General features: G+C 46.0%; 25 protein-coding genes. 7 read left to right on the top strand and 18 right to left on the bottom strand.

What is annotated here, in order from left to right; genetic code table 11:
* Window positions 1-5 precede the first annotated feature (5 nt).
* Entirely contained in the window at window positions 6-746 is a 741-nt protein-coding gene (locus AC4BAP_RS06075) for a (Fe-S)-binding protein (protein WP_490581730.1), read from the bottom strand.
* A 2-nt stretch (window positions 747-748) separates the two neighbouring features.
* Window positions 749-1,594, bottom strand: coding sequence for a hydroxymethylglutaryl-CoA lyase (locus AC4BAP_RS06070; RefSeq protein ID WP_490581729.1), 846 nt, complete (start codon window positions 1,592-1,594; stop codon window positions 749-751).
* Between the two features lie 259 nt (window positions 1,595-1,853).
* Between AC4BAP_RS06070 and AC4BAP_RS06065 the strand changes: the two genes are divergently transcribed.
* Together AC4BAP_RS06065 and AC4BAP_RS06060 are read left to right on the top strand one after the other, a co-directional pair.
* Window positions 1,854-2,246, top strand: coding sequence for a hypothetical protein (locus AC4BAP_RS06065; protein WP_490581728.1), 393 nt, complete (start codon window positions 1,854-1,856; stop codon window positions 2,244-2,246).
* A gap of 28 nt (window positions 2,247-2,274) precedes the next feature.
* On the top strand, window positions 2,275-3,321 hold the full coding sequence (locus AC4BAP_RS06060; protein ID WP_490581727.1) for a hemolysin family protein: 1,047 nt from the start codon (window positions 2,275-2,277) through the stop codon (window positions 3,319-3,321).
* 80 nt (window positions 3,322-3,401) lie between these two features.
* On the opposite strand, the gene aceA is transcribed toward AC4BAP_RS06060, so the two are convergent.
* Together aceA and aceB are read right to left on the bottom strand one after the other, a co-directional pair.
* Window positions 3,402-4,682, bottom strand: coding sequence for an isocitrate lyase (gene aceA, locus AC4BAP_RS06055; protein ID WP_490581726.1), 1,281 nt, complete (start codon window positions 4,680-4,682; stop codon window positions 3,402-3,404).
* A gap of 77 nt (window positions 4,683-4,759) precedes the next feature.
* Window positions 4,760-6,361, bottom strand: a complete 1,602-nt coding sequence (gene aceB / locus AC4BAP_RS06050) for a malate synthase A (RefSeq protein WP_490581725.1) — start codon at window positions 6,359-6,361, stop codon at window positions 4,760-4,762.
* 154 nt (window positions 6,362-6,515) lie between these two features.
* Between aceB and AC4BAP_RS06045 the strand changes: the two genes are divergently transcribed.
* The 3 genes from AC4BAP_RS06045 to xseB all read left to right on the top strand — a co-directional run bounded on the left by AC4BAP_RS06045 (window position 6,516) and on the right by xseB (window position 9,937).
* Window positions 6,516-7,997 (top strand): helix-turn-helix domain-containing protein, encoded by a 1,482-nt coding sequence (locus tag AC4BAP_RS06045; protein WP_490581724.1) that lies wholly within the window; start codon window positions 6,516-6,518, stop codon window positions 7,995-7,997.
* Between the two features lie 121 nt (window positions 7,998-8,118).
* Complete coding sequence (xseA, locus tag AC4BAP_RS06040; RefSeq protein WP_490581723.1) at window positions 8,119-9,678, top strand: exodeoxyribonuclease VII large subunit; 1,560 nt, start codon at window positions 8,119-8,121, stop codon at window positions 9,676-9,678.
* Window positions 9,671-9,937 carry an exodeoxyribonuclease VII small subunit gene (gene xseB / locus AC4BAP_RS06035; RefSeq protein ID WP_490581722.1) on the top strand — a complete coding sequence of 89 codons (267 nt, stop codon included), beginning with the start codon at window positions 9,671-9,673 and terminating at the stop codon, window positions 9,935-9,937. The genes xseA and xseB overlap by 8 nt, the downstream gene beginning before the upstream one ends.
* 606 nt (window positions 9,938-10,543) lie before the next feature.
* On the opposite strand, the gene AC4BAP_RS06030 is transcribed toward xseB, so the two are convergent.
* Window positions 10,544-12,763, bottom strand: a complete 2,220-nt coding sequence (locus tag AC4BAP_RS06030) for a bifunctional alpha,alpha-trehalose-phosphate synthase (UDP-forming)/trehalose-phosphatase (protein WP_490581721.1) — start codon at window positions 12,761-12,763, stop codon at window positions 10,544-10,546.
* Window positions 12,764-13,688: 925 nt separating this feature from the next.
* Here AC4BAP_RS06030 and AC4BAP_RS06025 point away from each other — a divergent pair.
* Together AC4BAP_RS06025 and AC4BAP_RS06020 are read left to right on the top strand one after the other, a co-directional pair.
* Window positions 13,689-14,777, top strand: a complete 1,089-nt coding sequence (locus AC4BAP_RS06025; protein WP_490581720.1) for a mechanosensitive ion channel family protein — start codon at window positions 13,689-13,691, stop codon at window positions 14,775-14,777.
* A 38-nt stretch (window positions 14,778-14,815) separates the two neighbouring features.
* Window positions 14,816-15,415, top strand: a complete 600-nt coding sequence (locus AC4BAP_RS06020) for a DUF2179 domain-containing protein (RefSeq protein WP_490581719.1) — start codon at window positions 14,816-14,818, stop codon at window positions 15,413-15,415.
* A 240-nt stretch (window positions 15,416-15,655) separates the two neighbouring features.
* Here AC4BAP_RS06020 and AC4BAP_RS06015 read toward each other — a convergent pair whose 3' ends face one another.
* The 13 genes from AC4BAP_RS06015 to AC4BAP_RS05955 form a co-directional block, all read right to left on the bottom strand.
* Window positions 15,656-15,979, bottom strand: coding sequence for a type II toxin-antitoxin system PemK/MazF family toxin (locus AC4BAP_RS06015; RefSeq protein WP_490581718.1), 324 nt, complete (start codon window positions 15,977-15,979; stop codon window positions 15,656-15,658).
* Window positions 15,970-16,215: an AbrB/MazE/SpoVT family DNA-binding domain-containing protein gene (locus AC4BAP_RS06010; RefSeq protein ID WP_089320658.1), complete on the bottom strand. Its 246-nt coding sequence runs from the start codon at window positions 16,213-16,215 to the stop codon at window positions 15,970-15,972. Before AC4BAP_RS06010 ends, AC4BAP_RS06015 begins: the two co-directional genes overlap by 10 nt.
* Window positions 16,216-16,371: 156 nt before the next feature.
* On the bottom strand, window positions 16,372-16,665 hold the full coding sequence (locus AC4BAP_RS06005; protein WP_490581717.1) for a type II toxin-antitoxin system RelE/ParE family toxin: 294 nt from the start codon (window positions 16,663-16,665) through the stop codon (window positions 16,372-16,374).
* Window positions 16,653-16,892, bottom strand: a complete 240-nt coding sequence (locus tag AC4BAP_RS06000) for a hypothetical protein (RefSeq protein ID WP_490581716.1) — start codon at window positions 16,890-16,892, stop codon at window positions 16,653-16,655. The genes AC4BAP_RS06005 and AC4BAP_RS06000 overlap by 13 nt, the downstream gene beginning before the upstream one ends.
* A gap of 139 nt (window positions 16,893-17,031) precedes the next feature.
* Window positions 17,032-17,343 (bottom strand): helix-turn-helix domain-containing protein, encoded by a 312-nt coding sequence (locus AC4BAP_RS05995; protein ID WP_490581715.1) that lies wholly within the window; start codon window positions 17,341-17,343, stop codon window positions 17,032-17,034.
* A 2-nt stretch (window positions 17,344-17,345) separates the two neighbouring features.
* Window positions 17,346-17,681 (bottom strand): type II toxin-antitoxin system RelE/ParE family toxin, encoded by a 336-nt coding sequence (locus tag AC4BAP_RS05990; RefSeq protein ID WP_490581714.1) that lies wholly within the window; start codon window positions 17,679-17,681, stop codon window positions 17,346-17,348.
* A 140-nt stretch (window positions 17,682-17,821) separates the two neighbouring features.
* Window positions 17,822-18,463, bottom strand: coding sequence for a hypothetical protein (locus AC4BAP_RS05985; RefSeq protein WP_490581713.1), 642 nt, complete (start codon window positions 18,461-18,463; stop codon window positions 17,822-17,824).
* 89 nt (window positions 18,464-18,552) lie between these two features.
* Window positions 18,553-19,056: a hypothetical protein gene (locus AC4BAP_RS05980; protein WP_490581712.1), complete on the bottom strand. Its 504-nt coding sequence runs from the start codon at window positions 19,054-19,056 to the stop codon at window positions 18,553-18,555.
* A gap of 155 nt (window positions 19,057-19,211) precedes the next feature.
* On the bottom strand, window positions 19,212-19,889 hold the full coding sequence (locus tag AC4BAP_RS05975; protein ID WP_490581711.1) for a hypothetical protein: 678 nt from the start codon (window positions 19,887-19,889) through the stop codon (window positions 19,212-19,214).
* A 64-nt stretch (window positions 19,890-19,953) separates the two neighbouring features.
* On the bottom strand, window positions 19,954-20,595 hold the full coding sequence (locus AC4BAP_RS05970; RefSeq protein WP_490581710.1) for a hypothetical protein: 642 nt from the start codon (window positions 20,593-20,595) through the stop codon (window positions 19,954-19,956).
* Window positions 20,596-20,939: 344 nt separating this feature from the next.
* Window positions 20,940-21,161, bottom strand: a complete 222-nt coding sequence (locus AC4BAP_RS05965) for a hypothetical protein (protein WP_490581709.1) — start codon at window positions 21,159-21,161, stop codon at window positions 20,940-20,942.
* A 59-nt stretch (window positions 21,162-21,220) separates the two neighbouring features.
* Window positions 21,221-21,601, bottom strand: coding sequence for a hypothetical protein (locus AC4BAP_RS05960; RefSeq protein WP_490581708.1), 381 nt, complete (start codon window positions 21,599-21,601; stop codon window positions 21,221-21,223).
* Window positions 21,602-22,187: 586 nt separating this feature from the next.
* A complete protein-coding gene (locus AC4BAP_RS05955) occupies window positions 22,188-22,712 on the bottom strand; it encodes a hypothetical protein (RefSeq protein WP_490581707.1) in 525 nt (174 codons plus the stop codon).
* Between the last annotated feature and the right edge of the window lie 306 nt (window positions 22,713-23,018).

Raw genomic sequence — 23,018 nt, 5'->3', positions numbered from 1 at the left:
ATACGTTACCAGCCACTCGCCAACACATCAGCAATGTGCATGGTCCTGATCGGTTTTTTCTGCTTGTTGATGTAGGCTTGCAAGTGCATCAGGCAACTGCTGTCTGTCGAGATGATGTAATCGGCGCCGGTGGCCAGGGCATTGTCTACCTTCTGCTCGGCCATGGCCGTAGAGATCGCCTCAAATTTTACGGCAAAGGTTCCGCCAAATCCGCAGCAGGTTTCTTTGTCTTCCATCTCTACCAGCTCCAGGCCCTGTACATTGCCAAGCAAGGCACGGGGCCCCGCCTTTATGCCGCACTCACGCAGGGCGCTGCACGAGTCGTGGTATGTATAGCGGCCCTGCAACGCGGCTCCCTCAATGTGCGTGATCTCCAGCACATCCGTCAGGAACTCCGTCAGTTCGTATACTTTCTTCTGCATGGTGCGGTACTTCACCAGATTCGACGACTTCACGAAGATGTCCTGGTAAGCATTGCGTACCATGCCCACACACGAGGCTGAAGGGGCCACAATGTAATGCGATGTTTCGTTGGAGAAGTCGTTCAGGAACTTGGTGGCTACCTCACGGGCCTCGTCAAAAAAGCCGGCGTTAAAGGCAGGCTGCCCGCAGCAGGTCTGGTTGGGGTTATAGTTAACCTCACAGCCTACTTTCTCCAGCACTTTTACCATGTTCATGCCCGTTTCCGGGAACAGCTGGTCTACGAAGCAGGGTATAAAAATATCTACAATTATTCTTTTCGCCATAATCAGGAAAACACAGCATTAGCCTCTGCCAGCGCGACATCGAATGCTGCTTTGTTCAGGTTCAAATTTAAGCCAATCTTTTCGAAGTATGCGACTAAATTTTCAGTGGCCATATTGCCAACCAATTCGTCCTTTGCCATAGGGCAGCCGCCAAAGCCGCGCATTGCCCCGTCAAACCTTCTGCAGCCGGCATTGTAGGCCGCCTCCACTTTCTCCTGCCAGGTTGTAGGCGTGGTGTGCAGGTGTGCACCAAACTCTATACTTTTAAAGGCAGGTATCAGGCTTTCGAAAAGGTAAGTGATATTATCCGGGTTTGAAACCCCAATGGTATCGGACAGGGAGATGATCTTTACGTCCAGCTTGTGCAATTCCTCTACAAAGCGGATCACGGTTTCAGCATCCCAAGGGTCGTTGTAGGGGTTGCCAAAACCCATCGAGATATACGTTACCAGCGTTTTGCCGTGTTTGTGGCAGATGTCCTGTATCTGGGCAAGCTGCTCCATGGCCTCGGCTATACTTTTGTTGGTATTGCGCTGCTGAAACGTTTCCGACACTGAAAGTGGAAAGCCCAGGTAGTCTATAGGTTGATGTTGTGCAGCATCCTCTGCCCCGCGCACATTGGCGATTATCGCCAGCAGTTTTGTTGAGGTTTCGTTCAGGTCAAGGTTGGCCAGCACCTCTGCGGTGTCCTGCATCTGCGGGATAGCCTTCGGCGAAACAAAACTGCCAAAGTCCAGGGTATCAAACCCGACCCGCAACAGGGAGTTCAGGTAAGCGATCTTTTTCTCGGTTGGGATAAACTCCTTGATACCTTGCATGGCATCGCGGGGGCATTCTATTATTTTCATGGTTCTGTAGCCTGGTTCGTGAGCAATGGCTGACGGGCAGCCATACTTCAAAGATACAAATTAACGGAAGCTTCTACTCAATTCTGCGCTGACAGGTTCAAGATTTATACTTAAGCATGATTTTCAGCAGGAGAAAAGTATAAAGAGAACAGCAGTTGCCAATGCCATGCCCTGAGAAACACCGCCAGTTGCACAAAATGTATATAAAAACGATAAGCTACCGTATACAGGGGCAAACAGACAAGTTATATAACCGCCCATGGAAAATCTAATTGCATACCTGGACGAATCGCTGGTTCCGCTGGAACAAAAGATACAGGAGTACCTGGAGGTGGAGAAAGAGATCCGGCTACTGGAGGTAAAGATACTAACCCTGCAAAACAAAGTGGCTGCAGCCGACGAGCCAGAGCAGTCTGAGGCGCAGGCAGATATTGGCGCCGAGGAGTCGGAACTGGGAGATCACCAGCAGCACCTGGAAAACCTGCTGAAGCGGTATGAGGATCTGAAGCAGGAAGTGATCGGGATGCTGCCTGAGAAAAACAAGTTCATCGAAATCAACCTTGGGTACGGGCCAAGCATGGTAGGTTACTTTACCGTAGACCACGAAACACACCAGGAACTTCCGGAGCCAGTGCTGCGCGTAGTTCACTAAAACCATACCTGTAAACAAATCTCACTGAATGGCCTTACTCCTTTTATACCTTGCCATCGCGCTTTTCTTCTCTTTTCTGTGCTCTTTGCTGGAGGCATCCCTGCTAAGTATATCGCCTTCTCATGTTAGCATCATCAGCAAAGACAACCCAAAGATGGGCAAGGACCTGCAACACTTTAAAGACAACATAGACCGGCCACTGGCGGCCATACTTACTCTTAATACCTTTGCCCATACCGTGGGTGCAGCCGGCGTGGGTGCGCAGGCCCAGATCCTGTGGGGAGACGAGTACCTGACGGCTGTATCGGTGGTGCTTACCATACTTATACTTGTGTTTACCGAGATAATCCCTAAAACCCTCGGTGCTAATTTCTGGAAACAGCTTACCCCCTTTACGGTGCGCACACTCAATATCCTGATCTACTCCCCGCTTTACCCTTTTATACTTCTGTCGCAGTTTATAACCCGAAACTTGAAAACAGACAAGAACCGCAGCGTGCTTAGCCGCGCTGATTTCACGGCCATGGCTGAGTTGGGCATAAAAGAGGGCATCTTCAAAAAAGGCGAGTCGCAGATCATCCAGAACATCCTGCGATTCAACAACATCCTGGTGCGCCACATCATGACACCACGCACCGTTATCGTAAGCGCACAGCAGGACATGACCATAAAAGACTTCTTCAGGGAGTTTCCGGACCTCCGCTTTTCCCGGATACCGATCTATAAAACCAACCTCGACGACGTTTCCGGCTATGTGCTGAAAGACGAGGTGCTGTACAAGCTCATCAACATGGAGGGTGATGACTCGCTTGGTTCTATTGCGCGCACCATCCAGGCAGTGCCGGAGCACATGCCCATCCCCACCCTCTTTAACCGCCTCATGGACAAACAGGACCAGATCGCCATGGTAGTGGATGAATACGGTGGCACAGCCGGACTGGTAAGTATGGAGGATATTATTGAGACCCTGCTGGGAATGGAGATAATAGACGAAATGGACCAGATCGCTGACCTTCAGGAGTGGGCCAAGAGCAATTGGGAAAAACGCGCCAAACGCATGGGATACAGAACTTAAAGGCATCTTTCTTCAAAAGCAGAAGCCCCGTGTAATAGCAATTACATGGGGCTTCTGCTTTTGAAGAACAGTATAAAATCTTAGCTAAATTGCTCTACTTCTGTTGATCCCACCAAGGCGGCTGTTGAGGCTGCACCGGCTGTAACTGTGTTCTGCACTGCATCAAAATAACCTGTTCCTACAAAAGTTTGGTGCTTCACGGCTTTAAAGCCATCCTGTGCAAGCGCAAATTCACGCTGCTGCAGTTCAGAGTACCCGGCCATGCCTGTGTTTTTGTAAGCCTTTGCCAACTCAAACATACTTGTGTTCAGGGCATGGAAACCTGCCAGGGTAATAAACTGAAATTTGTAGCCCATGGCAGCCAGCTCTTCCCGGAATGTAAGCATCTCCTCAACGCTTAATTTTGCGGCCCAGTTAAAAGATGGAGAACAGTTATACGCCAGCAGCTTACCAGGGTATTCTGCGTGTATGGCTTCAGCAAATTGCCGTGCCTGCTCTAAATCCGGGTGCGAGGTTTCCATCCAGAGAAGATCGGCATAAGGTGCGTAGGCGAGGCCCCTGGCTATGCCCTGCTCTATACCGCAGCGCACATGGTAAAACCCTTCGCTGGTACGGGGTTTGTCAAGTATAAACGCATGATCCCGAGGATCAACGTCACTGGTGATCAGGCCTGCGGCATCGGCATCGGTGCGGGCTACCACCAGGGTTGGCACGCCCATTACATCGGTGGCGAGGCGCGCCGCCACCAGTTTGTTAATAGCCTCTTGCGTGGGCACTAGTACCTTCCCCCCTAAGTGCCCACACTTTTTGGCGGAAGAAAGCTGGTCTTCGAAATGTACACCGGCCGCACCTGCCTCTATCATCATCTTCATTAATTCAAAAGCATTCAGGGTACCACCAAAGCCTGCCTCAGCATCCGCAACAATCGGTACCATCCAGTCAATATCCCCCTCCCCTGTCACAGCCTGAATCTGATCCGCGCGCAGTAAGGCGTTGTTTATTCTCTTCACTACATTCGGCACTGAGTCAGCGGGGTACAGGCTTTGATCCGGGTACATCTGGCCTGCCAGATTAGCATCGGCGGCTACCTGCCAGCCGCTCAGGTAAATGGCATTCAGCCCCGCCTGCACTTCCTGCACTGCCTGGTTTCCTGTTAGCGCCCCCAAACCGGCGACATAAGGCTCTTTGTGCAGCAGCTTCCAGAGCCTTTCCGCTCCGTTACGTGCCAGGGTGTACTCAATTTTAACCGAGCCCTGCAGCTTTACAACCTCGGCGGCGCTGTAAGGCCTCCGGATACCTGCCCAACGTGGGTTCTCGATCCATTCTCTTTCAATTCTCTGAATTCTTTCCTTTGATGTCATGATAAAAAACTATAGTGTTTAAGATGATTGATTTAAGTGTTTGATGAGGTTACCTGTACATTGGAGCCGCATATACTTTAGTCGATATACTTGTAGGCCGGTATCGTCAGGAAGTCGACAAAGCAGGTGCTGAAGACAAGCTCTGCAAACAATTGTGAAGCCCTCTCGAAATGGCAGTTGATAAACTTAACCAAGCCAACCTCTTCCTTTATTTTTGCTGTTTCCTCCTGTATTAGCTGCAACACGTATGTCTCTGTTATTTCGTGACCGCTTTCGGTTTGGGTGTTTGGCTGGTGCAGCCATTGCCATACCTGTGCCCGCGATATTTCTGCTGTGGCGGCGTCTTCCATCAGGTTATGTATGGCAACAGCCCCGTTGCCGCACAGCCAGTTGCCGATGTACATGATACCGACATTGATGTTCAGCCGAAGGCCAGCCTCTGTGATTTTTCCGCCGGGTATGGCGAAGTCAGTTAAATCATTTGCAGCTATTTGTACTTCATTGCGCAGCACCTCCTTTTGGTGTGGCTTTTGGCCCAGCACTTTGTCAAACTCTTCACGGGCAACCTGCACCAGGTCGGGGTGTGCCACCCAGGTACCGTCAAACCCTTTTTTGGCTTCCAGCGCCTTATCGGCTCTCACATTCCGGATCGCACGCTCGTTAATGGCCGGGTTGTGGCGGTTAGGTATAAATGCCGCCATACCTCCCATGGCGTGGGCACCTCGTTTATGGCAGGTTTGCACCAGCAGGTCGGTATAAGCACTCATAAAGGGCACCTGCATGGTCACATCCGTTCTGTCCGGGAACAGGATGCACTTTTTGTTTCTGGATTTTTTGATAACACTGAAGATATAATCCCAGCGGCCGGCATTTAGCCCGATAATGTGGTCGCGTAACTCATACAGGATTTCGTCCATCTCAAAGGCTGCCGTAATGGTCTCTATCAGAACAGTAGCTTTTATAGTGCCCACAGGCAGGTCCAGCGCCTGCTGTGCCGCCACAAAAACATCGTTCCACAGCCGGGCTTCCAGGTGGTTTTCCAGTTTGGGCAGGTAGAAGTATGGACCCGAGCCACGTGCCAGCAACTCTTTGGCATTATGGAAAAAGAACAACCCGAAATCTACCAGTGCCCCTGAGATCGCTTTTCCGTTTACAGTGATGTGCTTCTCTGGCAAATGCCAGCCTCTAGGCCTCACCATCAGCACTGCCACCTCCTTGTTCAGCCGGTAAGTTTTACCGTTCTGCGCCGTAAAGTCCACTTCCCGGCGTATGGCATCGCGCAGGTTAAGCTGCCCCTGCATGAGGTTATCCCAGGTGGGGGAAGTGGCATCCTCAAAATCTGCCATAAACACATTTGCGCCAGAATTTAAAGCATTGATGACCATTTTTCTGTCTACAGGGCCGGTGATCTCCACGCGCCGCTGCTGCAAATCAGCCGGAACATCGCCGATTTGCCAGTTGCCGTCCCTGATCGCTTCGGTTTCTTCCAGGAAATCCAGTTCTTTGCCGGCATCCAGTTCCGCCTGCCTTTGTGAACGGGCCTCCAGAAGCGCCTCACGACGTTCATCAAACTGTTGGTGCAGCATTTCTAAAAACTCGAGCGCGTCCGGGGTGAGCACGTTTTCATACTTTTCTTCCAGGGTACCTTTAATTTCTACTGTGCTTGTTGAGATTATCATATCGCTGTATTTGAATAAGTTGTGATGTTGTTTTACATATCTTACGCGAACAATTTATTTTTGGCGAATTTTCGCTAAAAGAAAATATACGTTTTTAGGAAATAATCGCTTTTTATCCGTAATTAGACTGAAACCCTTGGTAAACGACTCTTTTATGAGACTGCAAGAAGAAGTTATAAGGCTGATATTTGGCTTGAAAGTAAAGCAGTTGCGCACGGACAAAGGCATCTCGCTAACCGACCTTGCCACTACAACAGGGATCTCTGTTTCTTACTTAAATGAGATCGAGAAGGGGAAGAAGCACCCTAAGCCCAGTAAAATCGCCGTGATAGCGGATGTGCTTGGCGTTACCTACGATTACCTGGTTTCGCTGCAGCTAAGCAAGAGGCTACAGCCTGTCGGGGAACTGCTGCATTCCAATATCCTGTCGGAACTACCTCTGGAGCACTTTGGCCTGGACATGAGCCGTGTATTAGACCTGTTTGCCACTGCCCCGGCAAAACTGAGCGCCTTCGTAAACACCTTGCTGGAAATTTCCAGGGCCTTCGATCTGAGAGTGGAGCAGTTTTACTTCTCTGCCCTGCGCTCCTACCAGGAACTGCACGACAACTACTTCGATGAAATCGAACTGGAGGTAGAGCGTTTTCTGGAGCAACAAAGTATAAACCCAGACCTCACTCCTGATACTGGTCAATTAAGAAAGGTGCTGGAAGATCAGTTTAACATAACAATCAAACCAATCTCCCTGACCGATCACCCGGAACTGAAGCCATTACGCAGCATTTTTGTACCTGGCAGTTCGCCGCAGTTACTTCTCAACCCTAACCTTACTGAGCAGCAGCGCGCATTTGCACTGGCCCGCGAGATCGGGTTTCAGTATCTGCAATTGCAGGAGCGGCCTTATACTTCTACCTGGGTCAAGGTCGGCTCTTTTGAGGAGGTACTGAACAACTTTAAGGCATCTTATTTTGCGGGTGCACTTCTGCTAAACCGCGACAGGCTGGTACAGGACCTGGAGGGCTTTTTTGCTATGCCAAAATGGGATCCGGATGCTTTGCTGCGGCTGATGGAAAAGTATAATACCTCACCGGAAACCTTCCTGCATCGCATTACTTCCCTGCTGCCAAAGTTCTTTAGTATAAAGCAGCTCTTTTTCCTGCGCTTTTACCATGAGCCAGCCCAGGAGCAATACATCCTTACCAAAGAACTGCATCTAGCGGGTTTGCACAACCCGCATGCCTCCTTCCTGAACGAGCACTATTGCCGCCGCTGGATATCACTTACTTTGTTTGATAAAATGGAACACGCTAAACCCACGGGCAGGCCACTGGTGGGCATACAGCGCTCCGCGTACATCAATTCAGCAAATGAATACCTGGTACTGGCCCTTGCACAGCCAGCAGAGCGCACGTGCAACACCATAAGTATAGGACTGCTGATAAACGACCACCTGCGGCATAAGATCAAGTTTTTGAATGACCCCGCCATAGTTACCAGAGAGGTAAACGAGACCTGCGAACGCTGCCCCGCGGCAGATTGCCTGGAGCGTGCTGCCGCCCCGACCATACTTGAAAAACAGCTCTGGCAGGAAAGCGTAAATCATATACTGGGCGAACTGGCAAACCCTGCAGAGTAAGAAGCACCTCTCTGACGGAACATTTCTTAATTACCATGTAGCCTGATAATATAAAATATCCTATCTTCGAATCGGAGGAGCCGGCACCTGCCGGCATAGAAGGAGAAGAACATTTGCTGCCATGTCCCAGATTTTTTTCAGACAAACCATTGCTTACGAGGAACTGAACAACCCGCTCTCGCTCTTTGAGCTGCACCAGCAGATCAGGGAGGAGTTGGAGTTGGCTTTCCCGGAAAGCTATTGGGTAGTGGCAGAGCTGGCCCAGGTAAACGTAGACAGGCGCAAGGGCCACTGCTACCTTACCCTGGTAGATAAAGGCGACGATGCCCGCCAGATACTGGCACAGGCAAAGGCAACCATCTGGGCCTCCCGTTACCAGATGCTGAGCCGCTATTTTGAAGAAAAGACCGGACAACAGTTACGGGCAGGCTTGAAAGTGCTACTACAGGCTTCGGTGCGTTTTCATGAGCTCTATGGCCTGAGCTTAGACATTTCCAACATCGACCCGAACTATACCATCGGCGACCTGGCAAGGCAGCGGCAGGAAACCCTGAAGCGCCTGGCTGCGGAAGGCCTGCTGGAAGCAAATAAAGCGCTTACACTTCCCCTGGTACCGCAACGGCTGGCGGTTATCTCGTCGGCAACGGCGGCTGGCTACCAGGACTTTATACACCAGCTACACACCAACCCTTACGGCTATACTTTTGAGACCACGCTTTTCCCGGCAGTGGTGCAGGGTAACGAAGCGCCTGCATCCATATCAGCCGCATTTGACCTGGTGGCAAAGTATAAAGACCGCTATGATGTAGTGGTGCTGATACGCGGAGGAGGCTCTCAAACCGACCTGAGTTGCTTTGATGATTACAAAATAGCGGCAGCCATTGGCAACTCTCCCCTTCCAGTGCTTACCGGCATTGGGCATGAACGCGACGAAAGTATAGCCGACCTGGTGGCCAATACACGCTTAAAAACCCCTACTGCCGTAGCCGGATTTCTGGTAGACAGGTTCAGGGAAGCAGAAACTTTGGCTGAGGACCTGTATGACAGAATCAGGATATTTTCGGCGCAGCAGCTAAAAACCACGGAAGACAGACTGGAAAGGCTGCAATTGCGCTTGCATAACACCACCAGAAACCTGCTGCAAAACGGCAAAGACAGGTTGGAGCAGTTCTCGAGAGGTTTGCTGCTAAAGCCAAAGGCCTACCTGGTGCAGCAGCGGCACATCGTTTCAGATCTGGAGAAAGACATTGGTTCTGAAACAAAAGACCTGTTGCACAAGCGCGAAAAACAACTGCAGGAGCTGTCGGTTTGCGTGGAAGGCAGAAGTCAGCGCTACCTGCACATGAAGGAGCATGAGCTTAACACCCTGGTGCATTGCCTGGAAACAGAGGCAAAAGACAAGCTAAAACGCAGCCAGATATCTTTTACAAAGTATAACGACAAGCTGGAATACACCACACAACGCAAACTGCAGCAGGAAGATCACCGCCTGAAGTTGCTGGAGATGAGTATAGAAGCAAACAACCCGGAACGCCTGCTTTTAAGGGGGTATACTTTGACCTTGCTAAACGGCAGGATCATTAAAAGTATAAAAGAGGTAAAAAACGGTGATGTGGTAGAAACCAGGATGCAAAACGGCACCCTGCATAGTATGATCGTAAATATTGATACAGATGAATAAGAACCTGAACGAAATGACTTACCGGGAAGCAACCCAGGAACTGGAGGAGATTCTGCGCGCCATCGAAAATGACGCCGTGGATGTGGATGAGCTAACGCAAAAGGTTCAGCGGTCATCCGAACTGATAAAGCTTTGCAAGGAAAAACTGAAAAAAGCCGAGAAAGCCATAGACCAGGTCTTTAACGAGGAAAACTGCGAACCGGCACCGGCAAAGGCTGCCAACAAACCTTCCAACGGAGGCGACACACTGTTTTCCTAAGAATCAGCTTCTTGGTTGCTGGCTGCTCTTACTTGTTGCACATGTTTACTCCAAGTATAAAGCTCTGGTTCCGATTGACCCATCCCTAACCCCTCCTCGGAGTTAGGGCCACTTCATTCTATTTCCTGCCGCAAGTTTTCAACTTGTGGTTTGACATGGTGTTGAGTTTTCAACTCAACTGGGCCGGAGGTCCAGCCATAACCAATCACGAGTGAGGACGCTCGCGCTTTTACCTTATAATTTTCCAGAATGAAAAGACCTTGCTCCTTGGGGGGGCTAGGGGCAATGCCCTCAATGTAATGGGAAGCTATCATTTCGACCATGCCTGAGACGGGAGTCGAAAGGGACCAGCGGAGCTGTGAGAAATCTGGAGTATGTCATAGTATCGCATTATTTCAGACTTCTCACTAGCGTTCGAAATGACATTCTTTTCTTATGCCAACGGCATTGGGGGTTAGAGGTGGGTTAACATCTGCCTGATTCATCGGAAATCGCAACTTGATTTATAACTTAAGCTATATTGGTTTGAGCCAAACAACATATCTGAAAGTATAAAAGCCGCCGCAAAACGAATTGCGGCGGCTTTTATATTTATGGGAAAAGTTATCACGATCCCGTCATCATGGCGTCTGTGGCCTGCTCCGAGCTGGAGTAACGCAGTAGTTTGGAGAGCATCCAGCGGGCTTCCTGGCAGGTATCCAGGTGGTATTTAGCTACTGAGCTGCCTGTGCCGATTTTAACAGTGTAGGCACTGCGCGGCATTGCCTTGAACACGTCCTCATCTCCCCAGTCATCGCCTACGGCTAACACAAACGAGTGCGGGTACTTGCCCAGCCAGTAACTGGCGGCTTTACCTTTGTTTATCTCCTGTGCTTTTACCTCAACGGCCATTTGCCCATCCAGCACCTGCAGGTTGCTGTTAGAGGCCAGGAAGTTGAGGTGACTCACCAACTCACGGGCACGCAACTCGCCAAGGCCAGTCTCTACTTTACGGTAGTGCCATACCAGCGAGTAATCCTTTTCCTCTATAAACGAACCCGGGGTACGGTCCACGTAAAGCTCCAGTATCAATCGGATATCGCTTTTCCAGTCGTCCATCAGGCTGAGCACAGTTTGCCAGCCTGCGTTTTTCTGCTTTATCCAAACACCGTGTTCGGCTATGATATCAATGTTCAGGTGGCCAAGCCATTCTTCCATGTTGTCTTTGTCGCGGCTGCTAACCACTACTACTCTGTTTTTAGGGTCGCTGCCCAGTCTGTCAAGCAATTCGATCAGCTCCTCTGAAGGGTTTGCCATCAGAGGCCGGTTGGCATAGTCAACCAGTGCGCCATCGTACTCCAGGAAGAACAAGCGTGAACTGGCGGCCGCATAGGAATTGGTAAGCTCCTGGAATGTGGCATTGTCGAGGTAGCTGGTAGCCATAGACAGCTGCTTGATCTTCACATAAGACAGCCGGTCCATGAACATGGACACCCAGTGATGTATGTTGTAGCGCTTGATAGACTCCTGCATGCTGGCCATGTGCACTTTCTGCTCCTCTACGGGCATGGTTAGTGCCTGGTGCAGTGCCTCTACCATTTGGTTGATATCGTTGGGGTTTATAAGCAAAGCATCTGACAGCTCTTTGGATGCACCCGCCATTTCGCTAAGTACAAGCACCCCCGTTTGGTCATGCTTGCTGGCCACATACTCTTTGCACACCAGGTTCATGCCGTCGCGCATAGGGGTAACAAGCGCCACATCGGCCATGCGGTAAAAAGCAGAAAGGGTTTCGAGTGGGTAAGAGCGGTAAAAGTACTGGATCGGATTCCAGTCGATGTTGCTATACTTGCCATTGATGCGGCCCACCATCTCGTCTACTTCTTCCTTCAGTTCCTTATACTTCTCCACCTCATCACGGCTTGGCACCACCAGCATCACCAGCGTTACCTTGTCATGGAACTCAGGGTACTTCTCCAGGAACTTCTCAAAAGCATCGAGGCGCTGCGGTATGCCCTTCGAGTAATCCAGCCTGTCGATGGAGATGATCAGCTTTTCGGCCTTTAAGTTACTGCGGTAAATGCGCTCCCGCTTTGCCACTTCATCCGAAACAGCTGTCTGGGAGTATTTGTCATAGTCAATCCCCATCGGGAAGGAATCTACGAGCAGTGAGCGGGTGCCGGTGTTTATCCAGCCATGCATGCTGCCATAACCCACCAGGCGGTTTACCGAACTCAGGAAGTGGCGCATGTCGTCATAGGTATGGAAACCGATCAGGTCGGAGCCTAGCATGCCCTCCAGCAATTGCTTACGCCAGGGCAATAACCTGAAAACCTCGTAACTCGGGAAAGGAATGTGCTGGAAATAGCCGATGGTAGCTTCAGGCAGCTTCTCTCTTAACATAGAGGGCAGTAGCAGCAACTGGTAGTCGTGCACCCAGATGGTGTCTTCCGGACCGGCCAGCTTTACGATCTCGTCGCAGAACTTTTGGTTAACGCTTTCATAGGTCTTCCAGAACTGCTGATCGTAAACGGCATACTGGCTGAAGTAATGGAAGGTAGGCCACAGTGTTTCGTTGCTGAATCCCTCGTAGTACTCCTTTATCTCCGCCTCCGACAAAAACACCGGCGACATATTTTCCTTTTGTAACTCCGTTACAACCTTCTGCTGCTTTTCTTCCTCATCTACAACTTTACCGGGCCAGCCGATCCACAGATTGTCGCCTTCCTTGTAAATGGAGCCCAATCCTGTGGCTAAGCCGCCTTCGCTTGTCTTAAATTGTAGTTCTCCCTCCTTTTCATGGAGCTTTACGGGAAGTCTGTTTGATACTATGATCAGTTTTGCCATGTAAGCTTAAAAAATATAAGAAAAGCTGCTCGAACAGTGTGGATGCAATACTTCTAAGCAGGTTTTGTAAAAAAATCAGTTTTCACTGCTTAATACTACGCAAGTCTGCTTGTACACGTTTTTTCTATATATATGTTTCACTATAAATGAAATAAGTAACTCAAGTTGCGTTTATCCTACCCTTAAAGAACTGCGCTCGCTAGTTCAAAGCTCTCGTTTTGGTTAGTCCAGAGAGGGGAATTAATTGCACGAGTAAAATTCCTCTCCTAAGAGTAGGGCCGTTTCATTCAACTATTCGCTGGCGCGAATCTCCAGATTCGTGACTAACAAGTAAGGTTGAGTCTTCCCGGGACTCCGCCCGGGACAGGCTTCCTCAACTGGCTCGGAGAGCCAAAAATGCGATTCGAGTGCAAGATAATTTACAACCGAAACAGAGATTTCATTAGGATGAAACGCCCATACTCAAAAGAAGGGAATACGCAAATACCGGGTCAAACTGCCTCTGCCCCTCCTTATCCAAGACTATAATTAGGACACAAGTATAAAATGCTCTATCTACCGCGAGTTTTCAACTCGCGGCAGGAATAACAGCGAATGTAAATTTGGGTCCTAAGAGTAGCCTAGCTAAGGAGGGGAGTTTTTTAGGGAACGATTAACACACCCCTGCACCCCTCTCAAGAGGGGAACTTCGCAGGTGTAAATTATTCCCCTCCTCAAGCCTAGCCAAAATGAGCGTTTTGAGCTAGCGAGCGTATCTCTCAGGCATTGGGTTTACACCTGCCTGGTATATCATATAGCGCAACTTGAATAAATTAACGATTGCAGGCCGGTATTTCGGCAAAACACAACCAGAAGCATACTTGCACAGTAAGTCTAGGCCAAAGGAATCTTTTAAAGGTTTGAAAAAGATCCTCCGGAAATAAAAATGAACAGGATAAACGAATACTTTAACCAACTAGATGATCTGGCGCTGGGGCTTGTAATCATATTTGTGGCTCTGATAGCGGGTATTCTTGTAAAATTCATGCTGTTTAAACTATTGAGGATTTACAATAAACAGGACAACCCATTGCTGGTCAAGTCGCTTACCCATCACCTTAACCATCCCCTATCGTTTTTAATACCGCTGCTTTTTCTCTCAATGTCGATGCCGCTGCTGCCCTACTCCGATAAAACGGTGTATGTGCTAAAGCGGGTGATTGAGGTTTTTGATATTGTGGTGTTTGCCTGGGCCCTGATCAATATCACGAACGTGGCGCGCGACATGGTGCGTAAGAAGTACCAGATCGAGAAGCCGGACAATTTCAGGGAGCGGAAACTATTTACGCAGCTTCAGTTCATCCGCAAGCTTACCATCGTGCTTATTGCGTTTATCGCCTTGTCTATGATACTGCTAAGCTTTGATGCGGTGCGCAAACTGGGTACGGGCCTGCTTACCTCAGCGGGTGTGGTGGGCATTGTGGTGGGTATTGCCGCACAAAAATCAATTGCCAACCTGCTGGCCGGCCTGCAGATCGCTTTTACCCAACCCATCCGGCTGGATGACGTATTGGTGCTCGAAGATGAGTTTGGCAGGGTTGAAGAAATAACCCTGACCTATGTTGTGCTGAAGCTTTGGGACAACCGCAGAATGATCTTACCACTTAATTACTTTATCGAAAAGCCATTCCAGAACTGGACCCGTACCGGCTCCGATATTCTGGCCACCGTTTTCCTTTACACCGATTACACCATTCCGATAGAAGCCGTGCGAAAGGAGTTTGATGCCATACTTGCCGGCACCGACCTCTGGGACAAGCGGGTGGCCGTGCTGCAGGTTACCGACTCGAAAGAGCACACGCTGGAGCTGCGTGCCCTCATGAGCGCCAACAGTTCGGCCATGGCCTGGGATCTGCGCTGCCTTGTTCGGGAAAAGCTAGTGCAGTTTATCCAGCAAAACTACCCGGCGTCTCTGCCTAAGCTTCGCACAGAATTAAGCCAAGCAACCTTGAAAACCGTACCTAAACATTCTTAACTTAAAGTATAAATACCAACCCTTTTAGCCAAACCTGCATGAATCTGTTTGAAGGACTGGACCCGGTGGTTGTTGATTGGGTCATTATACCATTATTAATTTTCTTTGCCCGTATCTGCGACGTTACACTGGGCACGCTACGCATCGTTTTCATATCTAAAGGCGATAAAGTAATTGCACCCGTACTTGGCTTCCTGGAGGTGCTTATCTGGTTGATTGCCATTACGCAGGTAATGGAGAACCTGAACAACGTGGTGTCGTACCTGGCTTGGGCCGGAGGTTTTGCCACTGGCAACTTCCTGGGGCTGCGCGTAGAGCAGAAGCTGGCGCTGGGCCAGATGGTGGTGCGAGTTATAACCGTTGAGCCTGCCGACAAGCTGATCGAGCGCCTGAAAGGACATGGTTACCGACTCACCTGTATCGATGCAAGGGGCACCCGCGGTAAAGTAAACCTGCTGTTCCTGATCGTGAAGCGCAAAAAACTGGACAAAGTAATTGATATTATCCGGGACTATAACCCCCAGGCCTTTTACTCTGTAGAGGATGTACGCTCGGTATCTGAGTTTGATGTGCCACAGGAAGAAAGCAGCCGGCAACTTGGCCTACGGAAACTGTTCCCGCTGCGGAAAGGAAAGTGAATTTGAGGTAGAGAGTTAGAGAGGTAAAATAGCAAGGTAATGCGTTTCATTTCAGGCGTGCTTATACTTTGGGCTACCAAACGGCAGAAGATGAAACATGAAATCAGACTGCAATAATTTTTATCACTCCCGAAGCCTGAGTTTAATCTGCATCTGCATGGAGCAACGGATTAGTGCAGCCTAAGCCCAAAACATCGCGCAGGGTTACGGCTGCACCGGGTTACCTATCGTCGTTTTTTGTTAGTCCACAAAAGTTTCTTTTATCACACTTTTGCAGGAAGCTACTTCTGAAGGGTTTAGATTTCCTAGCACTTTAACAATGCGGACTTTGTCAATAGTCCTTATCTGGTCGATCACGACCCACCCCACTTGACTGTTGTGCTGCACTTTCACGCGAGTAGGGTAGCTACGGCTCTTGGTGGTCATCGGCGCGATAACTACTGTTCTTAGGTTATGATTAATCTCATCGGGGGATATCACTACACATGGCCTTGTTTTCTGTATTTCACTTCCTACAGTAGGGTCCAGATTGACCAGGACTATCTCATACTGGCTTATTTCCATTCGTCAAAACTTTCATCGCCAAACACATCATCCAGTAATAGCTGATCATCACCGTTCTCATGCATTTTCCTGAACGCCTTGTCCCAACCTTTCCTTGGATGCTCAACTGGCTTTAAAATAATCTGACCCTTTTCCAGTATTAGCTCAACTTTATCCTTGATGTTATATCTATCCAGAATGGACTTAGTCAAACGTAGGCCCTTGGAATTTCCTATTTGAATGATTGATACCTCCATAGTACTTCTACTTAATGTAATTACAAAGTTATTACGTTAACGCTCAATTACAAGACAAAGTTCTATAGATTACTATGAGAGGTAACGGATTGGTGCAGCCGATGGGCGTGGCTGAGCCAAGCATAAAGGCTGAATTGGGTTGGCACCTGTTATTTTTCAGACTGTCTTCTTCTGAGGATTTTGCCTGTTATCGAATAAAGCGAGAATGTAGATAGTTTGTTCTTTCTGCTTATAAAGAATTGTAGTGTGTCTGTGCAGCAAAAACCCTCTAATATCTTTTTCAGGGCTTTCCAGTGTTCCTATTTGAGGGTACTTAACGAGTAGTTCTAAAGACTGGAATATTCTGTATGTAAATGTTTGCGCTGCTTTTTCTCCAAATTCCTGCTGCAGATAGTCTTGTAAGTCAGCTAATTGTTTGCTTGCCCGCTTATTCCAGACTATCTGAGCCATTTAGAGTTTCTTCTTTTCATCTCTTCCTGAGATATCCAGGCGGATTTGTTACCAATTTCGCTCTCACTTGCTAAAACTTCCTGTTTCTGTGCTTCTGTTAAGCTGGTCCAAAGGCTTCCTTCTTTGTAATTTCTTCTACTGGATAGAATCATGAAGATGTCTTCTAATAATTTTTCATCAGTAGTTGTATCAATCAGTTTATGCAAATCTTCCTTTATAGCTGCCATATCTAAACTTTTTGAAAATATACGAATAAATTCAATTTTTATCCTTTTTAACTTTTATACGTGCCAACGGATTGGTGCAGCCGAAGCCCAAAACGAAGTGAGGGGTTAAGGCTGCACTGGGTTACCCACTTTAGTTCTTTTAGGCGACTCTCACTTGTCTGTTGAGAAGTTCAACTTTGAAATTAACCTTTGCCTCAAGTGCATTGAATACTTTCAGAATAGTATCTATTGTCACGTTAGTTGCGTTATTCTCAAGTCGGGATATTTGGGCTTTTTTCACTCCCACAAGCTGCCCAAGTTGTTCCTGCGTTAGGTTTCTTTCTTTTCTTGCGGCCTGAATCATGTCTCCAATCAGCTCCAGCCTTAGCTCGAACTCGTAATTGTCACGCTCTGGCGTTCCTTTCACTCCTATAAGCCTGTCTTCGGCTTCGCTCAATGAATATCTTTTCATGGTTATTTCTCTTTAAAATACATTTCCCGAATACGCTCGGCCTTGTCAATTTCCTTTTTGTCAACTTTGTTGGTTTTCTTGACGAAACCATGGGTAGCGAGTACTAGTGTTTCCTTCTTGTCTGTTTTATCCCAGAAAGCTAGAAGTCTGTACTGAAGACCAGCATAAAGAGTCCTGAACTCCCAGATCTCGCTGGTTAGCTTTTTGAATAGCTTAGGGTCGGTGTGGAACTGTGCTCGCCGGATATTCTGCAGTATTTTCTCTCGGTGCTTCAGTTCAAGCGATTCCAAATACTTGAAAGCCTCCTCCAGCAAGTCAACTTCAAATTTTTGTTGCATGTATTGCTTATCTTTAGATACATCCAAAGATAAAGTAAAGTTTCCTTATATGTAAACTTTTTATAATTTCTATTGTGGGTAACGGACTGGGCTTTGCCATGGCGTAGCTATGGTAAAGGTGTGGTTGACAAAAGTAATTTTTAGCACGGGAACCAGTTGTCTATCCTAATAAGCTTTCCGTTTTGGAACATGAGTATCCATTGACCGTCAGAAAATTCTTTCGAGGGCGGCAAGTTGACTGCGTCTGCATCCTTACCATCAATAAGGTAAAAGTTCTTGCGAATGTTTTTGACTGCTTTTGGAAAGTGTTTCCTGATTTCATCTAAAGTAGTGGCATGGCTCAGCTTTAGGCTTCCACTTTGGAGGAACACGCTGTGGTCTTTTCTGAAGTTAGCGAGTTGGAAATCCAATGAGTCCCCGAACTGTTCGAATTGTACGCCGCCGAAATAAGCATTTCTTGAATCTTCGCTTGAGTAACGAGAAGAACAGGTGTTGTTCCAATTTATGCTCACCACACTATCAGCCTTGCCTAAAAGGCCTTCTATGTTCTTCACCGATGTTGCCAGGGGGAATTTGCCGTTAATAAGTATACTTCCCCAATCTAAGTATTCATCGTTCTCACCTATTGGAGGGTTTTGGTTAACAAGAGTGGATGCCTCTACCTGTAGAACATCTTTGCTCGCTTCAGGAAAATGCCCTTCCTGCATCTCTGTCTCAGCGTTGGGAGACTGGCAGCTATAAAAGGCTATCAAGGATATTAATAGTAAAAATTTTGTTTTCATACTTTTTATTTGTGTCAACGTTACTCGTGCAGCCGATGGGCGAAGTGAAGCTGAGCCTAAGAGCTGCACATTGTTAGGCTCTGACATTTTTATACTTCTTGCAGTTTGCTTCTTGTAATTGCTATACCTTCTTTCATAATGTCAGCCATTGTAGTTAACTCTGCTTTTGTCCATTTAGGAGCAAATTCCTCTCCTGCTGGAGTAATTGCAGGAATATTTGACCCAAAGAAGAGTTTGTCGTAAATCTTGTTTCTAATTTTATTCTTTTTATTTCCCTTAAATTCAAGATTCAGCGTCGTCACTACATCTGTAAACAGATTCCAAGCAATCAAAGCCTTCTGACAATCTATATCAATTGCCCCGCTTTTTATCCAGTCTTGAACGTAATCCAAATTATGCAGTACAGGCTTTTCATCTTGAATGACTAATTTATTATTCTTTGCAAATTCTAACAGTTCTTTCTTATTCTTAAATGCTATTATTTTAGCTGTAGAAGAATTTACTACCAAACCATCAAGTTCATCAGAAAACCAAATCAGGTAGTTAATCTGATTATCCAGCTGAAGTTTTAATATGTAGTATAGTCTTTCCAATGATTGCTGTTTGAGCCTAACGGTCTCGGCTATGAGTAGTTGCGTGGGTTAGCACTAACTTTTGCAAGTACACACCAAGTTGGAAATTCCGAAGGAATTTCCAAAGTAGGCGGAGTAGAAGCAATTACTTATAGCCATTGTTGTAAGCAGTTATTTTATTCGGTTAATAATTTTCCAATTTCAAATATCTCGGCATAGCGTGACGAAAGTCCAAATACTAAAATACTCTTTTCGTCTATTATTCCATTAATTTCAAAAAGCATTTCCTTGTATTTTGAGTTTTCTAAATATTCCTTTCCTCGATAAGCCTCAAATTTTTGTAAATCACTCATATAAAAGGCTGGAACTGTATCAATGACAATTGTACTGTCCACTTTTTTTCCATTAAAATATATGTCTCCGTGCAAGTTTGGTGAAAGAGTTGTATTAGAAATCGTGTCGTTCCGATGTCCAATGTAAATTTTAAATTCAGTTGGAATTACACTTTCCCAACCTCCGGTTATTTTTCCGCTAATTTGAAATTTATTGCTTTTTTTGTCAACTCTTATGTTGTCAGGAACGATTATCAATCCGTTTCTTTTTGGTTCTGATGAAGTATAGATAATCGAGTCCGTTTTTGGGTCAACAAGTTCAGTTTGAATATCCGATTTTGTATAATCTCTGAAACAAGGAATTCCGCTGAAAACATTGTATAGCCAACCAAATGTAAATCGGTTTTCATCAACTTTCAATTTCAATAATTCGTCGTATTCGACAGTCTTTAGATTGTCTTGAGCATTAGCTAAACCAACTGCGAATATTGAAATTAAAATTATGTTACAGATGTTTCTCATAATTGCTTACGGACTTGGCTTTGCCTTGGCGAAGCTATGGTAAAGGTGTGGTTAGCATAAGAATTTATAATCCCTCAGTGTAGTCACGATTTACGCAAGTGACACCCTCCGAACTCTTCACCTTCACAAACTTACCAGCAATAAGGTCTACAGCCCACAATTCATAGATTTCCGTGAGCTCAGCCTGCCGCTGGTCTTTAAAATGTATCAAATAAAATTGCTCACCATCAGCACCTTTTACTTCACAGGTTGTCCAGCTGTATTCTTTTTCAGGATAGTTTGACTGTATGTTGATTTCATCTATGACTTCAAACACAGCTTTGTCCCCATTTCTCCTAACAAACCTTTCAAGCAGAATCTTACCTTCGCCGTTTCTACATTCCTTTTGTGATTTAGCAAGTTGGGAGACGGCGTACTTAATCTCGCTTTTTTCAGAATCTATTACAGTGCCAGCGCAACTAAACCAACCCATGCTTTCTATTTCAACACTGGTTTTGCCTATCAGGCTGCTAGTCTTTTGTTGCGTGGACTCGCTTTCTCCCTTTGTCTGAGCGAAGTGGGCAGATTGAGCGTCTGAATTATCAACTGCCGTTTGATTGATACTATTACTAATTGTTTCTGTTTTTACGTCAGGATTGCATGAGCTTAATGCAACAGCAACAAGAATGGCTTGAAAGATTGTTTTCATATTTAATTTATAGTTCATTTTAATGCTAACGGTTTGCCTGATAAGGTGTGCGAGGCGTAGCCGAAGCATAACTTGTAGGCTGGGTTAGGGTATGATTTTCTACTGTTCGAGCTACTACTTTTTCTTTGTCCAAGGCTACTGCCGCTGGTGTTCCGACTGCCGTTCCTTCTTTTCTTACTTCCAGAATAGTGGAGGCAACAGCAAAGACTATGGTGGTGGTGCAGAGTAAAATCCTGCACGTTTACAAGAGAAATTCTTTTAATTCTGCGCGGTCTGTAAGTCAATTCATTTTGCACGTCCTACAGATAAATTCCTTTTCATTCTGTACTGACCGTACGTCAATTCTTTATTCCCGCACCTGTTCATTTAAACGAGCCAATGATGACAGAAATCATAAACCCGAAAAGCAATAGTCCAAAGAGTACAGCAAAGAAATTTAATGACAAAAGCTTCCCTGCGTTACTATAGCTTCCTTCATATTTTTCTTCCAGCACTTTAGCAATGAGTTCTTTCTTCCTGTATCTCAACAGAAGGTATAGCCTTCCAATTCCAGCTTGTAAAATGTCAAAAAGTAGAAACTCCATTTCTTCTTCGATTTAATTTGACCCTAACGGTCTTTGCTAAACTGTGGCGGAGCTAAAGTTTAGGTGTGGTTAGGCGCTTGTTTTTCTTTTCTTTTGTCGGTCATTATTATCACTCCTATTGACAAGGATGTGAGCGTGAGTAAGAGGAACAAACCTTCTTCGTTAAGAAACAGGTGGATGAGTATAATTAGCAGTCCCAAAATGGCAGCTATACCACACAACCCATAAGCTATAACTCTGGCAGCGGAATGCTTTTTACCCCATAACAATGAAATTAATAATCCTAAGATGGGTAAAAGATGAAGGACTAAGTAAGTCCCCCAATATTTTGGTACAAAAAAAGATGTTTGTGCAAATGCTGGGTTACCTAACAACAGCATTAGAAGGAGTGTCACAGCAAGTGGCTTCTGAAATTCCTTGTAAAATAACCTTGTCTTCATAGCTTAAAATTTCGCCTAACGGTCTTGTACATGAGGTGAGCAAGGTGTAGCCGCAGCTTTGCTCATGTGCTGTGTTGGACTAAGCTTTTTTTTAAAGTTTTCTCCTCTCAATATTTGTCATCTTGGCTCCCCAATAATTAAAGACAAACAGAGAATTAAAACACTCCCAACAGCATATGAAAAGGCTGCGATAATCATCAGTAAAGATGGCTTTTCTTTATATTCCTTATCTATAAACAGCCAACGATTTATAAAGTAAATTAGCATTGCAAAGGAGAACTGGAAGAAAATATGCAGCTCCACAAACCATCTTATCTGTAATAATATTAGTACTGTGATTAAATTACAGAGTTGAAGGAAAGAAAATACTCCTAAGGCATGTTCTTTGGAAAAACCATTTCCATGAATTTTACCGATTATTCCCTTGTAAACATAAGAGTCATAGATATAATAAATTGCTCTGAACATCTTCTACTAAGAGATTATTATTTCTTTTTAAAATTCTGGTTTCTATACTTTAAAGTTTAGTCCAACGGATTGGCTAAAGCACGCCTAAGTGTGTTTTAGCTCTTGTTCTCAGAAGTAGTTATTCGATTGTTTTACCGTTGTAATCTATTTTATACTTATCACCATTGAAGTCAGTAAGAATTATATAGTCATCATAAACTTTAACTTCTTCTTCTCCTTCCATGCTGACGAAAATATCCTTACCGCCATACCGCCAGATACTGTTTCCATTTTTGTCAATGCGATGAACAGCTAACTCCCCACGTATCAGAAGGTCATTTTCTAACCTATACATTTCATATAGTTCAAACTGATCTGGGCAGTAAGTCCAGTTTAATTTTAATGTAGGTAATTGGAATGAATAAATAGTATCTCCACAGCTAATGTATAGTGAATCGCCTTCAGCAATTACTGTTGCCCCTTCATTTATATTAGATGCAGTATAGAGTAAGGCTGTACCATGTACTTCAACAGACACATGATTTAACTCTTCTTCTCCTTTATGCACTCTTATGTCTAAGAGATGAGACATAATATTACTTCCATCACTTAAAGCAAGTTGAATTCTAAATTCCGAAGTTTCTACTTCTACTCTATTATTCATTTCTATTACTGAGAACGGGCTTGGCTAATAAAGTGTGCGAGGCTAAGCCGAAGCATAATTTATAGGCTTGGTTGGGGTTAAGCTTTTTTAGCGATTTCTGTTTATTCAGTTATTTTGGAACGATTTTAATAAATGAAAGGCAAAAGATTACTAAACTTAAAACGACATAGGTAACTGTACCAATTATCATTTGGACTGATGGTTTTTGGTCGAGTTTTTTGTCTATGAATAGATGCCGATTTAAAAAGTATAGTAACATACTGCCAGTAAAAGGAATGAGTATATTTACCTTCCATATCCAAACAA

This window comes from Pontibacter sp. GD7, from assembly GCF_058216375.1.
This window is presented reverse-complemented; position numbering and strand designations above follow the sequence as displayed.